Source organism: Candidatus Erwinia dacicola (assembly GCF_001756855.1).
Lineage (GTDB): Bacteria > Pseudomonadota > Gammaproteobacteria > Enterobacterales > Enterobacteriaceae > Erwinia > Erwinia dacicola.
On record NZ_MAYS01000215.1, the window covers coordinates 1 to 13,914 of the forward strand.

Below are 13,914 nucleotides of genomic sequence, written 5' to 3' on the forward strand. Positions count from 1 at the left end.
ACATGGCGTATCATCTCTCTATTGTTAAAATCTTGGGAGAAATCAATCAGCAGGATACGCCACCTTCCTCGAATTCCCATACACCACAAATGACCATAATTCATTCTGATTAACAGCCGCATTTTTTCAGGTTATTAACTCCTCCAGCCTTATGTAGCTGGATTAACGCCAGCGTCTTTTACCGAATTCTGTTAAGGTTTGGTTTCTTAAAATAGGTCTAATGTGGTAAAAATTGGGGCCAATTTTTGTGGCTGGCAGTAGGAATAAGATGACGACAGTGGATGCTCAAGCCTCTGATATTAAAGTGCGAGCAGTACAACGCGCTACGCGTATGGCGTTTTTAATCGCCGGTATCGGTATGACATCGTAGGCCCCGTTGGTCCCGTACGCTAAACAGCGTGCTCAGCTGGGTGATGGTTCACTCGGCACCCTGCTGCGGTGCCTAGGATTAGGTTCACTGATTGCAATGCCGCTTACTGGCGTGCTGGTCGGCCGCTTCGGCTGCAAGCGGGTGATGGCCAACGGTAGTGCGCTCCTGCTGCCCCTGCTGGCATCGCTCTCCACACCTCTCTCGCTGGACCTATCGCTGATGGTATTTGGTACCGCTATCGGATTAATCGACATGGCGATGAATAGTCTAGGCCGTGGATTTTGGCCGCACCGCGATGCTGTTCTGCGGCGCGCTCTGCGCCGCCGCAGGAATACTGCTGGCGGTACTTGTGCCGAGTATGCTGGCGACGCTGTTGGGTTTTATTCTGATCGGTTTTGGTGGTGCCAATGCCGTACCGATTATTTTCACTGCGACGGGTAAACAGCAGGTGATGCCGATCAATCTGGCGATTTCGGCTATGACAACCATCGGTTATGCAGGTATTCTGGCAGGCTCGGCTTTAGTCGGATTTATCTCACAGTTGTCCAGCCTGTCGGTGGCCTTCAGTACCATTGCTGCGCTGTTTTTAGTCGTGGCGGCCAGCGCCCGATTGATTACACGTTAACTGGGGTTTCATTGCATGTTGCCATATAAATTTCCGCTGACATCCGGCAATGTTACGCGCTTTTTTGTGATGTTTATCATGGTGCTTCTGCTGACATCAGTATTTATGATTCACAATGCGGTAAACGCCAGGTTGACGGAAAAACGTTATGCAATGGCGGATATCAATCATGCGATGCAAAAGCGCATTGATACCTATCGCTTCACCACTTGGCAGATCTATGAAAACTTGGCGGCCAGCGTGGCCGGTATGCCATCGAACAGCCTGCAGGAAACGCGCCTGCGCCCGGACGTCTACTATCTGGAAAAAAACCGCCGTAAAACCGAAGCGCTGATTTTTGGTTCTCACGACGGCGGCACGCTGGATATGACCCTGCGCATGAGCAACTACCTTGATACGCTATGGGGCGCGGAAAACAGCACTTGGTCGATGTACTTTCTGAATGGCCAGGATAACAGCATGATCCTAGTTTCTACCCTGCCGCTGAAGGATATGACCACGCGCTATAAAGAGAGCGCCATCAGCAATATCGTTGAGGCGCGCCGCGCGGAGATGCTGCAGCAGGCCAACGCCCTAGATGAGCGCGAGAGCTTCTCGCCGCTGCGCCGCTTCAGCTGGCAAAACGACCACTACTTTACGGTACGCACCACATTTAATCAGCCGGGGCATCTGGCGACTGTGGTGGCGTTTGACCTGCCGGTGAATGATCTCGTTCCGCTCAATATGCCGCTGGAAAACTTCCAACTAAAGCAGGATGCAGCACCAGTGGCGGAAGGGGATGACAATCAGGACAGCAACAGCAGCACGCGCATTGACTGGATTAACCCGAATATTGAAATTGCCGCATCGCTGGCCAGCACCCCGCTACAGCTGGTTTATCGCGTACCGATTACTGGCCTAGTGATTGAGACGCTGCACAATCTGCTGTGGCCACTGCTGGCAAACCTTGCGCTGCTGATCATGTCGCTGGCAGGGCTGTTTTTACTGCGCCAGCAGTCGCTACGTCCGAGCGAAAATCAAAGCGCAGAGCTCGAATCACTGCGCCTGCTGAACGAAGAGATTGTCGGCACGCTGCCAGTCGGGCTGCTGGTGTATGACTTCGCCAACAACCGCACCATTATCAGCAACAAGATTGCCGAACATCTGCTGCCGCATCTCAACCTGCAAAAGATTATCAATATGTCCGATCAGCATCAGGGCGTGTTGCAGGCCACGGTGAACAACGAAGTGTATGAGATCCGCCATGCGCGCAGCGTCATCTCTCCGCATACGCAGCTGTTTATGCTGCGCGATCAGGACCGGGAATTACTGGTCAACAAGAAGCTGCAGAAAGCGCAGCAGGTGCTGGATAAAAACCATCAGTCGCGTCGGCAGCTGTTACAGAATCTGGGTCATGCCCTGCAGCGCCCTCTGCATGATGTTATTGGCCGTTTGCAGTCGCTCAGGGCTGAACACGAGCCTAAGCAGCTCGAGAGTTCGCTGGAGGCGTCACAAGCTCTGAGCCGCTTGGTAGATGATATTGTGCTGCTGAACCAGCTGGAAACCCTCGACTGGGCGCCGGACGCCTGCAGCTTCAGCCTGCAAACCCTGCTGGATGAACTGGCGGTGGAGATCCTACCGATCATGCGCCGCAAAGGGCTGACGCTGATGGTCAACAACACGCTCAGCAGCGATGAGACGCGTTTCAGTGACCGCCGGGCCATTGCGAAAATTCTCTCGACGCTGCTGCATTACGCGGTGACTACCACCACTTGGGGCCGCGTCAGCATCACCATCAGCACACCGCCAAAGCGCGCCGATCACCTATCGATTGAGATTGTCGATACCGGCGCGGGGCTCTCCGCTGAAGAGATGGCGAATACCGACTTCCCGTTCCTAGGGGAAACGCACCAAGATCGTTTTGGTCAGGCATCCGGTATGGCATTCTTCCTCTGCAAGCAGCTGTGTAAACAGCTTGGCGGGCATTTGGAGATTGCGGCGCGCCCGGACATCGGCTCACGCTACAGCATACAGCTGCATGCGCCGCTGGAGCCTCAGCAGGATCAGGAAGAGAAACTGCTGGAAGGGGTTAATGCCCTGATTGATATTACCCTTGATGACGTGCGTAAAATCGTGGTGCATCAACTGGAAAACTGGGGCGCGAACTGCATTACGCCAGACGAGCGCTTCTCCGGCCAGGAACATGATGTGCTGGTCACCGACGATCCTGAGCGTTTAACGCCATGGTCGCTGCTGCTCACGGATGATGAACCCGGTTTCAGCCAGCTGCCTGCAAATCAGTACCGCGTGAACTTCAATATCAGCAGTGCAATGCAGGATGCGCTGCTGATGTTGATTGAACAACAGCTTGCGCGGGGCGAGTTGACTGACGAAAATATGGATCCGCAGGACACGGCTCAACTTTTCGCCAGTGGCTATTTCCAGCTTTTCGTTGATACAGTACCAGATGATGTAAAGAGACTGTATAATGAAGCTACAAACAGGGATTACAGTGCGTTGGCTCAGATCGCACACCGGCTGAAAGGTGTGTTTGCCATGTTAAATTTGTTACCCGGCAAGCAGCTTTGTGAAACGTTAGAACTGCACATTAAAGAATGTGACGATTCAAACATTAAAAATACCACCAGTGAAGTTGACACTTACGTCGATGAACTGCTGCAGCAAGGTAACCAATAATATGAATAACCTGAATGTCATTATTGCCGACGACCATCCTATTGTCCTGTTCGGCATTCGTAAGTCGCTTGAGCAGATTGAATGGGTCAACGTTGTAGGCGAATTTGAAGACTCCACGGCCTTAGTTAACAGCCTGCCTAAGCTTGATGCGAACGTGCTGATCACCGACCTTTCTATGCCCGGTGAGAAATATGGCGACGGTATTACGCTGATTAAATACATCAAGCGTCACTATCCTGATCTCTCCATTATTGTTCTGACCATGAACAATAACCCGGCGATCCTCAGCGCGGTACTGGACTTGGATATCGAAGGGATAATACTGAAACAGGGTGCACCAACTGACCTGCCGAAAGCGCTGGCAGCCCTGCAGAAGGGTAAGAAATACACCCCGGACAGCGTGGCAAAACTGCTGGAAAAAATCAGTGCGGGTGGCTACGGTGACAAACGTCTGTCGCCGAAAGAGAGCGAAGTATTACGCCTGTTTACTGAAGGTTTACTAGTGACTGAAATTGCCAAGAAGCTGAACCGCAGTATTAAAACCATCAGTAGCCAGAAGAAATCAGCGATGATGAAACTGGGTGTTGATAATGATATCGCCCTGCTGAACTATCTCTCTTCAGTGAACATGTCTCCTTCCGTAGATTAAGCAAATATTCACTTAACGGGTCGACCAGAAAAAATGGTCGCCCCCTACGAAAATTTGTAGGAGCTGACTTTTTTTTCGGTCAGCCCTTAATATCTAAGCGCCATCCCTGCCCTTCCTCACCCGCTCCGCATAATACGCCAGCGCCTGCTGCAGCATATCCATCGTCACCGGCTTCGAGAGGCAGTTATCCATCCCGGCCTTAATACAACGCTGCTTCTCTTCAGCCAGCGCATTCGCGGTCACGCCGACCACCAAGAAAGTTTGCCCCAGCTCGCGCAGGCGCTGCGTCAGACGATAGCCATCCATATTCGGCATATTGACATCGGTCAGGACAATATCGATCTCGCTGCGGCTCAATACATTCAGGGCATCAATACCGTCCTGCGCCGTTTTGACGCGGTAACCCAGCGAGCCAAGCTGATCTGACAGCAGCATGCGGTTAATCGGATGGTCATCAACCACCAGAATCAGGATATCGTCATTGTTGACACCGATTTCCTGCTCAACCAAGGTGGCCGGTAACCCTTCCGGCATCGTTACTTCCACGCGATAGATGCGCCCAAGCAGTGCCAGCATCTCGTGCGGCATGGTAGTGGCACACAGCCAACGCCCTGGTAGCACTTCGCGTGGTCCGTCATTGTGACGATTGTCGAAGCGGATTACAGAGCGCACGTTCTGTTCTGGCTGGCAGTCGTAATCGCAGATAATCACGTCATCCGCTTCACCCTCACCCTCATAGCGCCGCACCTGGATGCCGTGACCACGCAGCAATTTGTCGAGGAATTCCGCCAGCTGATCGTTACGCACCGCCAGCCAGCACTGTTTATCCTGCAAGCCGTCGTGCACCTCAGGGATCATCACCCGGCTGTTGTAGAGCGGTATTCGAATAATAAACTGGCTACCCATTCCCGGCTCGGAGTCCACCTCAATATCTCCGTCCATCATATTGATCAGCTTCTCACAGATCGCCAGCCCGAGTCCGGTTCCCTGGAAATTCCGCTGCACGCCGCTGCCGACTTGGAAGAAGGGGTCAAACAGCCGGGTTAGCTCTTTAGTCGGGATCCCCACGCCGCTGTCGCGCACGCGGAACGCTAGGTAGCCATCCTTGACGTAGGCGTGCAGAACGATGCCGCCGGTATGGGTAAACTTAATGGAATTATTCAGCAGGTTAGAGATCACCTGCTGCAAACGCATCGGATCGCCATCCAGCGTTACCGGCACGTCACTGTCGATAAAGCACCACAGCGTCAGGCGCTTTTTCACCACCATCGCCAGATAGTTGGCGGTGATATGCGCTATCACCTCACGCGGGGAAAACTTACGCGGCTCAATCTTCAGCTGCTCAGACTCGATTTTCGAGAAATCGAGGATATCACTGATGATTTTCAGCAGCAGGCTGGAGGAGTTGTTCATCGCCGTCACCAGCGACTCCACGTCTTTCGGTAAGGTTTTGGTTTGCAGCAGGTCGAGGTTACCAATAATGCCGTACAGCGGGGTGCGTAGCTCGTGGCTGACGGTGGCGAGGAACATCGATTTAGACTGGCTAGCCTGCTCTGCAGCCTGCGCCATCTCCTGCAGCGACTCTTCCATCTTCACGCGCACGCTGACATCCACCAGCACGCAGATCGCCACGTTTTCATTGCGGTAGCGTGAATGCACAAAGCTAATTTGCAGGTTAGTATTGCTACCGGTCAGCACGTCTACAAAGTTAACCTGCTGTCTGCAGATAATCTCGCTCAGGCGCAGCCGGTCTTCCTGGGTCAGCATGGTGAGATAATTATGCGCCAGCTCGTTACTCAGAATATTGGTGCCGTCGCTGGTGCGCAGAATGCAGATCCCTACCGGTGCCGAAGCGACAATTTTGCGGTTGAACTGCTCATGCTCTTCCAACCGGTGCGCATTATACTCGGCGGGTAGAAACATGCGGCGCTCGAACAGCCAAGCGAGGGTAAACAGAATAATTGCGATGATAATATTCAGCAAAATGGCGTTGATCAGCAGCATTTTTAGCGGCTCAATCATCGCGCTAGTCGGCACCGAGTACACCACGCTCAGGGATGAAGGCGGCAGCTCTTTTTTCATCACCAGCTGCTTGTAACCGGCAACATAGCCAAACCAGCTGGCGTTATCGGGCAGATCGTCGGCGGAAAAAGCTAGCGCGCCGCGAGCGGAAGAAAGCACCCGCTGGTTGTTCTGATCGACCAGCGTCACCGCCACCGGCAGGTTACCCGGCGTAATAAAGTCCTCCATACGAATGCCCTGCTCAATACCGACCTGCACCGCGACCTTATTTGCCACATAAACAGGGGTGATCATATAGTAATAGCCGACGCCCGGCTGCGCGGTCGGCGACACCCAGAACAGGCTGTTTTTGCGCTCTTCTTCGTTGCCGCTGCGGTATTTCAGGATGCGTTCATGCAGCGATTTCAGCGCCCGCATACGGTCAACGGAAGCATTGCCCACGCCGAAGTCTGCCAAGCACTGGCTCTCGCCACCGACGAAAAACACCCGGTTCAGCTCATAGGCCGTGGCAAAGTTCACTTTCCAGTAATTGAGGAAATAGCTGAGTGACTCCAGAGAATTACGCCAAGTATTGCTCATCGCGCTACAGTTTGAATTGGCATACAGCGGGTAGAACTGCGGCAGCGTACTCTTACCGGGAAATACGCCGTTCAGCACATCGAGCCCGCTGGACGAAGTATTAAGGCTGTTTTCAGCGATAAACTTCAGCTCGCGCGTCACGTCTGCGGAGTGACGTACGTACCACCGAGTCTGGTCATAGCTGGTATTAAACTCCTGGCGGACCTGGGACTCTCTCTCGTGCAGGACGTTAATAATGTAGAACGTTGTCAGCAAGGCACCAAGCATCCACAGCATCAGCGCCAGCGCACGGAACAGGTAGCGCGAGATTTTTAACGTTGTACGGAAAGAGACAAGATATTTCAAACGGGACCCACGCAGCTATCAGTAGTGATAAAACAGAGTGCCGATACAGTAGCGTCTACCTGCTTAAAAGCCAGTCATCCCCACCCCCCCGCTCTATTTTAGCTAATTGTGCTTTGTTTCCCTGACTCTTTACGCCACTGCGAGGGGGTTCTTCCGGTGATGCGCAGAAACTTGCGATTAAAGTTTGATTTGCTCTGGGAACCAACGTTTTCCATGATCTTAATGATCGGACTCTGGCTGCGGCAAATGTGCTCGCAGGCTTCAGCAATTCGCCAACTGTTAACATACTGCGATACGCTCTGGCGGTAGAGTGCATTGATGGCGGCGGAGACCTGACATGCCGGAATGCCCGATTTACGCGCCAGCTGCTCTAGGTTCAGCCCGGTCTCGCGATAAATGCCGCTACGCATCAGTCCATCGATGCGTTCGAGCACGGCGGCATCGCCCTCTTTCACCTTACGCGATTTTACCGCCGGGCTGGCTGTGGCAGGCGTCAGCAGTACTGTCAGGGCCACCAGCAGGCAGAGCAGTAAATTACCGCAGGCTGTTAATAGCTGAACGCCGCTGCCCGCCCTGTATTCTAGCAGCCCCGCGACGCTGATATCGATTAGCAAGACGGCCAGCAAGACGCCAGCCATTCACACTCAGAGCACTGCTCTCCAGCGGCAGCTGACAGAACCTATCCCTACCCTAGCGCAATTTTATCAGCATCGCCGCGCTATTTATCCAGATGACCGCCATCAGCTCATCAATCGCCTGCGGTAGCCACAGGATGCTGCCAGCCATAACCAGTAGCGCCAGCACGCTAAGTGCAAGATGCAGCTTCTGCCCGGTGGCCTAGCACAGTGCCAGATAGCAAAACAGCGGCAACGCGACTGCCGTCAGCGGCTATACATGCGCAGCTGATGAAACTGCGGCAGTGTCCCCAAACCGGCGACCACCGTGTGCAGCAGGAACAACAACAGTAGCAGACGGAAGAAAGCGCCAGCCTGACGTTTCTGCACCAGCAGCAGGCAGGCAAAACTGAGTAGAAAATTTATTGATATTAGCATAGGACCCAACCGCGATCGAAGACGTCAAGCATCTGTAACATTCTGTTAATACGACCTTTATACGCGAGGAGTAAATAAGATGCGACTGATTTTTCTGTTTTCACTGATGTTAATCAGTTTCTCAAGCTGGAGTTATTCCGTTGGTACACAGCAGGAAACTGTCAGCAGCTCAACCCTGAAGCGCATGCTCAATGTGCGTATTTTCTACCCCAGCGATAACCATCAGGCGGTGAGGCTGCTGGCAGCAAGCCCGGTGTTCACTGGATCTTATGCGATAGAACAGGCTCACCCTGCTGCGGGTCAGTTTCCCCTGATTGTGCTGAACTACGGCAGCAGCGGTAATGACAGCAGTCTGGCCTAGCTGGCCGTGCCGCTGGCGGCGGCACAAGGGGCCATGGATCACCCGGGCAGCACCACCGGCGATTTCAGCCCCGATAGCGATCTCACGCTCTAGACGCGCGACCTGTCGTTTTTAATCACTTACTATCTTGATGATGCAAGATGGCAGCCTGCCATTGACGCCAACAGGATTGGCACTATCGGCCATTCAAAGGGCGGTTACAACGTGCTGGTAAATGCCGGACTGCCAGTTCTATCAACGCGGAAATTTACCGCTGGCACAGCGATCGGCGGCCACGCTGGCGACCAGCTATCGTGACCAGCTAGTGAAGTTTGTCGTCGCTCTCAACCCGGGGATGAGTGATGTTTTCACTCCTGCCAGCCTGCATTCCGTTACCCTTCCACTGCTGGTAATTGCCGCGGGCTATTATATCCACGCACAGACTGAGATTAATTTAGGGGTGGACAGGTTGCCGCTACTGCTGTTGCACCTCCCACAGGCCGGGCATTTTGATTTCCTGTCGCTGTGCCAACCCGCGGCACGGAAAATTCTGGCTGAGGAAGGGGAAGCGTTTATTTGCGAAACTTCGGTGGAAAAGCGTGCGGAGATACATCAGCAAATGATTACCGCCGTTAGCGCGTTTATTCAGCGTAGCTGAGCAGCGGGAGTTTTAACAGTGAGTTAGCTTACCGTTTCGATTTCAGTTCAAGATTGGCAGAGAGTTCGGGGCCAAGGAAAGGCTCCAGCGATCCATGCTCGAGCAGGATTTGGTGCTGCATCCTGCGTAGCGTCTTCCAGATCCCCGGATTTCAGACAAAAAAAACCGGTTCAGCTGAACCGGTTTTCCATCAGAGCTTAACGATTACTCGTCATCAGCCTCTGGCGCTTCATCGTCATTGTCGACTTCAGGTGCGATATCATCATCGCCTTCCGCCACGCTGCCGTCGATAGCATCGAGCTCTTCTTCCGCTACCGGCTCAGCCACGCGCTGCAGGCCGACTACGTTTTCATCTTCCGCGGTACGGATCAGGATCACACCCTGGGTGTTACGCCCTACCACACTCACTTCAGAAACGGGGGTACGCACCAGCATACCGGCATCGGTGATCATCATGATCTGATCGCTGTCGACCACCTGTACCGCACCGATAACCGGTCCGTTACGCTCTGTGACTTTAATCGAAATCACGCCCTGAGTCGCACGCGATCTAGTTGGGTATTCGCTGTTGGCGGTACGCTTACCGTAACCGTTCTGCGTCACTGTCAGGATGGCGCCATCATCACGCGGCACAATCAGAGAAACCACGTGGTCACCCTCTGCCAGCTTGATACCACGCACGCCTGAGGCAGTACGACCCATGGCACGCACCGCGCTTTCAGCAAAGCGCACCACTTTACCGGCGGCAGAGAACAGCATGGTTTCATCCGTGCCATTAGTCAGCGCCACACCGATCAGTTCGTCGTCATCACGCAGGTTGACGGCAATGATACCGGCGCTGCGCGGACGGCTGAACTTGGTCAGCGCAATTTTCTTCACGGTACCGCTGGCAGTCGCCATAAAGATGTTCCAGCCCTCGGCGTATTCACGCACTGGCAGGATCGCGGTAATACGTTCATTCGCTTCCAGCGGCAGCAGGTTGACGATTGGACGCCCACGAGCACCGCGGCTAGCTTCCGGCAGCTGATAAACCTTCATCCAGTACAGACGACCACGGCTTGAGAAACAGAGGATGGTGTCATGGGTGTTGGCCACCAGCAGGCGGTCAATAAAGTCATCTTCTTTAATACGCGCTGCCGATTTACCCTTACCGCCGCGGCGCTGCGCTTCGTAATCGGTCAGTGGCTGATATTTCACGTAGCCCTGGTGCGACAGGGTCACCACAACGTCTTCCTGATTAATCAGGTCTTCGATGTTGATGTCGGAGCTGTTGGCGGTGATCTCGGTACGACGTTCGTCGCCGAACTGATCGCGGTTCAGCTCCAGCTCTTCACGAATCACTTCCATCAGGCGCTCTGAACTGCCGAGAATGCGCAGCAGCTCAGCAATCTGCGCCAGCAGATTTTTATACTCGTCGAGCAGTTTTTCATGCTCAAGGCCGGTCAGTTTCTGCAAGCGTAAATCTAGGATGGCCTGCGCCTGCTGCTCGGTCAGGTAGTAGTACTGGCCGTCACGAATTCCGTACTGCTCTTCCAGCCACTCAGGGCGAGCGGCGTTGTCACCGGCACGTGCCAACATCGCAGAAACGTTGCCAAGTAGCCACGGACGGGCAATCAGGCCCGCTTTTGCTTCGGCTGGGGTTGCTGCCTGGCGGATCAGATCGATAACCGGATCGATGTTGGTCAGTGCCACGGCCAGTGCTTCAAGGAGATGGGCACGGTCACGCGCTTTACGTAGTTCGAAGATGGTACGACGGGTGACCACTTCACGACGGTGACGCACGAAGGCTTCAAGAATATCCTTCAGCGGCATAATCTTTGGCTGGCCCTGATGCAGTGCCACCATGTTAATGCCGAAAGAGCTTTGCAGCTGCGTCAGCGAGTAGAGGTTGTTCAGCACCACTTCGCCCAACGCATCCCGCTTCACTTCGATCACAATGCGCATACCGTCTTTGTCGGACTCATCTCGCAGAGCGCTGATGCCTTCCAGACGCTTCTCTTTCACCAGCTCGGCGATTTTCTCGATCAGGCGCGCTTTGTTCACCTGATAAGGAATTTCATGCACGATGATGGTTTCATGACCGGTCTTGGCGTCAATTTCCACTTCGCCACGGGCGCGGATGTAAATTTTCCCGCGACCAGTACGATAGGCTTCTTCAATGCCGCGACGACCATTGATGATGGCAGCTGTAGGGAAGTCAGGGCCCGGGATGTGCTCCATCAGGCCTTCAACGGTGATGTTTTCATCGTCGATATACGCCAAGCAGCCGTTGATCACTTCGGTCAGGTTGTGCGGCGGAATGTTGGTCGCCATACCCACTGCGATCCCCGAGGAACCATTAACCAGCAGGTTAGGTACGCGAGTTGGCATCACTTCTGGGATCTGCTCGGTGCCGTCGTAGTTTGGCACAAAGTCAACGGTCTCTTTTTCAAGATCTGCCAGCAGTTCGTGAGCAATTTTGGACATGCGCACTTCGGTATAACGCATCGCCGCAGCCGAGTCGCCGTCGACGGAACCGAAGTTACCTTGGCCATCGACCAGCATGTAGCGCAGCGAGAATGATTGCGCCATACGTACGATGGTATCGTACACGGCGGTATCACCATGCGGGTGATATTTACCGATGACGTCACCGACAACACGGGCGGATTTTTTATAGGCTTTGTTCCAGTCGTTACCGAGCACGTTCATAGCGTAAAGTACACGGCGGTGAACCGGCTTTAAACCATCACGGACATCTGGCAGCGCACGACCAACGATGACCGACATTGCATAATCCAGATAAGAGCTCTTTAGCTCTTCTTCGATATTGACCGGTGTAATTTCGTGGGCGAGGTCGCTCATGGACGTGCTTTCCTTCTGTCTTAATTCGCGGATTCAAAGGTGCGTTAATATATCATATCGCGGGCATGTGTTGAATGGAAAGCATCGCTTTGGCTGCTTTATTGCGTTCTGTTTTTGGCGCAGACAACAACCTTGGCTGTCAGGGGCGTGAAACTTGTATACTGCAGCAAACTTTAGCCGGAGTCATACCCCAATGAAAGCAGAACAAAACGCGGGCGCGCAGAACGTAGACTATGGCGAGATCGCCAAATTTGAAGCGGTAGCGACACGCTGGTGGGACCTGGATGGCGAATTTATGCCGCTGCACCGCATTAATCCACTGCGCCTCGGCTGGATTGCTCAGCACTCCAACGGGCTGTTTGGTAAAACGATCCTCGACGTTGGCTGCGGCGGCGGCATCCTTGCTGAAAGCATGGCGCGAGAAGATGCTAACGTCACCGGGCTGGACATGAGCGCGGAGCCGTTACAGGTCGCCCGCATGCACGCGCTGGAAAGCGGTGTGACGATCGATTACGTACAGCAAACGGTTGAAGAGCATGCCGAACAATTCGCTGGGCAGTATGACGTGGTGACCTGCATGGAGATGCTGGAGCACGTGCCGGACCCGCGCTCCGTGGTCCACGCCTGCGCTAGGCTGGTGAAACCCGGCGGCGAAGTGTTCTTCTCTACGCTGAACCGCAACAGTAAAGCCTGGCTGATGGCGATCATCGGCGCTGAGTACGTGCTGCGCATAGTGCCGCGCGGAACGCACGACATCAAAAAGTTCATCCGCCCCGGCGAATTACTAAACTGGGTTGACGAAACCCCACTGCACGAGCGCCATATCATTGGACTGCACTACAATCCGCTGACCAACCACTTCAAGCTGGCCCCTGGCATTGATGTAAACTACATGGTTTACACCCACCGTGCGATTGACTGACCCTTCAGGGGTGGATGCCGATCCACCCCTGCTAGATTTTTTTCGTCTTACAACTGTCATCACGGCTGAGTTAGGGTTAACCCATCACGGCAATTATTGCTATTGAGGCGTTTCATTCCGCCGAATTTTCAGCAAAGAAATTCAGGGAACATCTGGGATGAACAAGAAACTTGGGCTCGATCAAATTTCTTAAACCATTGACATCGACTGCGGGCCTTGAGAAACGTGGACTTAGAAAAAACACCCACCCTGCGACAGTAGTTTCACCTGAAAATCAAGCCTTGTTAACCACCCGGAAATTACTAGAATACTCACCACATCCTGTGGGGGGAAAATCATTTTGATACTGATCGTATATGCCCAAGACAAGTCGACAACCTTTGACTGGCGCGGCTATGCTAGAAAATTCAGGTTTAATACTAGTTGCAGAAAATAACTTAAAACTAATTTTTTTGAATGGTATTTTGGATTGGCCCCTATATTTTCATACACTTTGTCGCTACCGATGTAAATCTGACCCACCCAGGGTAAAAATGGCAGTTTTAAGGCACTGCCAATGATGACATTGGAGACCAGAGTGGAGATGAGTGTTTTACACCGTCAGGGCATGTCGATACGCGCCATCGCGCGCCAGCTTTCATGCTCTCGTGAGACCGTTCGCAGATATATCCGTAGCCCGCTGCCCGTAGCGGATATCCGCTACAAGCCTCGCGCACCCAGACCCTGCAAGCTTGACCCGTTCAAGCCCTATATCCTTGAGCGCGATATCTACGGCCCCGGCAAGCATCGCTGGAACCCACAGTTGATGCACGTTGCCGAGAAGTATGCTTTT

The 13,914-nt window shown here is 53.5% G+C and carries 11 protein-coding genes; 7 read left to right on the forward strand and 4 right to left on the reverse strand.

Annotation, left to right across the window (positions count from 1 at the left end):
- Window positions 1-644 precede the first annotated feature (644 nt).
- The 3 genes from BBW68_RS20590 to rcsB are packed head-to-tail and all read left to right on the forward strand — an operon-like array spanning window position 645 to window position 4,320.
- Window positions 645-995, forward strand: a complete 351-nt coding sequence (locus tag BBW68_RS20590; protein WP_070134529.1) for an MFS transporter — start codon at window positions 645-647, stop codon at window positions 993-995.
- Between the two features lie 15 nt (window positions 996-1,010).
- A complete protein-coding gene (rcsD, locus tag BBW68_RS06695) occupies window positions 1,011-3,671 on the forward strand; it encodes a phosphotransferase RcsD (RefSeq protein ID WP_070134530.1) in 2,661 nt (886 codons plus the stop codon).
- A gap of 1 nt (window position 3,672) precedes the next feature.
- Window positions 3,673-4,320, forward strand: a complete 648-nt coding sequence (gene rcsB / locus BBW68_RS06700; protein WP_070134531.1) for a response regulator transcription factor RcsB — start codon at window positions 3,673-3,675, stop codon at window positions 4,318-4,320.
- A 93-nt stretch (window positions 4,321-4,413) separates the two neighbouring features.
- Here the strand turns inward: rcsB and rcsC are convergent, their stop codons facing one another.
- The 3 genes from rcsC to BBW68_RS18785 all read right to left on the reverse strand — a co-directional run bounded on the left by rcsC (window position 4,414) and on the right by BBW68_RS18785 (window position 8,318).
- A complete protein-coding gene (gene rcsC / locus BBW68_RS06705; RefSeq protein ID WP_070134532.1) occupies window positions 4,414-7,266 on the reverse strand; it encodes a two-component system sensor histidine kinase RcsC in 2,853 nt (950 codons plus the stop codon).
- Between the two features lie 98 nt (window positions 7,267-7,364).
- The gene (locus BBW68_RS06710) at window positions 7,365-7,904 is read right to left on the reverse strand and encodes a helix-turn-helix domain-containing protein (RefSeq protein WP_070134533.1); all 540 of its coding nucleotides are present in this window, start codon (window positions 7,902-7,904) and stop codon (window positions 7,365-7,367) included.
- 243 nt (window positions 7,905-8,147) lie between these two features.
- Window positions 8,148-8,318: a hypothetical protein gene (locus BBW68_RS18785; protein WP_186821294.1), complete on the reverse strand. Its 171-nt coding sequence runs from the start codon at window positions 8,316-8,318 to the stop codon at window positions 8,148-8,150.
- A gap of 79 nt (window positions 8,319-8,397) precedes the next feature.
- Here BBW68_RS18785 and BBW68_RS06715 point away from each other — a divergent pair, with 79 nt between their 5' ends.
- Both BBW68_RS06715 and BBW68_RS06720 read left to right on the forward strand, forming a co-directional pair.
- Window positions 8,398-8,679, forward strand: coding sequence for a hypothetical protein (locus BBW68_RS06715; RefSeq protein ID WP_070134534.1), 282 nt, complete (start codon window positions 8,398-8,400; stop codon window positions 8,677-8,679).
- Window positions 8,680-8,893: 214 nt separating this feature from the next.
- A complete protein-coding gene (locus BBW68_RS06720; RefSeq protein WP_070134535.1) occupies window positions 8,894-9,316 on the forward strand; it encodes an alpha/beta hydrolase in 423 nt (140 codons plus the stop codon).
- Between the two features lie 204 nt (window positions 9,317-9,520).
- On the opposite strand, the gene gyrA is transcribed toward BBW68_RS06720, so the two are convergent.
- On the reverse strand, window positions 9,521-12,160 hold the full coding sequence (gene gyrA / locus BBW68_RS06725) for a DNA topoisomerase (ATP-hydrolyzing) subunit A (protein ID WP_070134536.1): 2,640 nt from the start codon (window positions 12,158-12,160) through the stop codon (window positions 9,521-9,523).
- A gap of 193 nt (window positions 12,161-12,353) precedes the next feature.
- On the opposite strand from gyrA, the gene ubiG reads away from it, so the two are divergent.
- Together ubiG and BBW68_RS16105 are read left to right on the forward strand one after the other, a co-directional pair.
- The gene (ubiG, locus tag BBW68_RS06730; RefSeq protein ID WP_070134537.1) at window positions 12,354-13,082 is read left to right on the forward strand and encodes a bifunctional 2-polyprenyl-6-hydroxyphenol methylase/3-demethylubiquinol 3-O-methyltransferase UbiG; all 729 of its coding nucleotides are present in this window, start codon (window positions 12,354-12,356) and stop codon (window positions 13,080-13,082) included.
- A gap of 556 nt (window positions 13,083-13,638) precedes the next feature.
- A partial coding sequence (locus BBW68_RS16105; protein ID WP_148127577.1) for a helix-turn-helix domain-containing protein occupies window positions 13,639-13,914 on the forward strand: 276 nt, incomplete at its 3' end.

Coding starts and splice junctions, on each gene's coding strand:
- rcsD (WP_070134530.1), top strand. CDS start 1,011: ATGTTGCCATATAAATTTCCGCTGACATCCGGCAATGTTACGCGCTTT.
- rcsB (WP_070134531.1), top strand. CDS start 3,673: ATGAATAACCTGAATGTCATTATTGCCGACGACCATCCTATTGTCCTG.
- BBW68_RS06710 (WP_070134533.1), bottom strand. CDS start 7,904: ATGGCTGGCGTCTTGCTGGCCGTCTTGCTAATCGATATCAGCGTCGCG.
- BBW68_RS18785 (WP_186821294.1), bottom strand. CDS start 8,318: ATGCTAATATCAATAAATTTTCTACTCAGTTTTGCCTGCCTGCTGCTG.
- BBW68_RS06715 (WP_070134534.1), top strand. CDS start 8,398: ATGCGACTGATTTTTCTGTTTTCACTGATGTTAATCAGTTTCTCAAGC.
- BBW68_RS06720 (WP_070134535.1), top strand. CDS start 8,894: ATGCCGGACTGCCAGTTCTATCAACGCGGAAATTTACCGCTGGCACAG.
- gyrA (WP_070134536.1), bottom strand. CDS start 12,160: ATGAGCGACCTCGCCCACGAAATTACACCGGTCAATATCGAAGAAGAG.
- ubiG (WP_070134537.1), top strand. CDS start 12,354: ATGAAAGCAGAACAAAACGCGGGCGCGCAGAACGTAGACTATGGCGAG.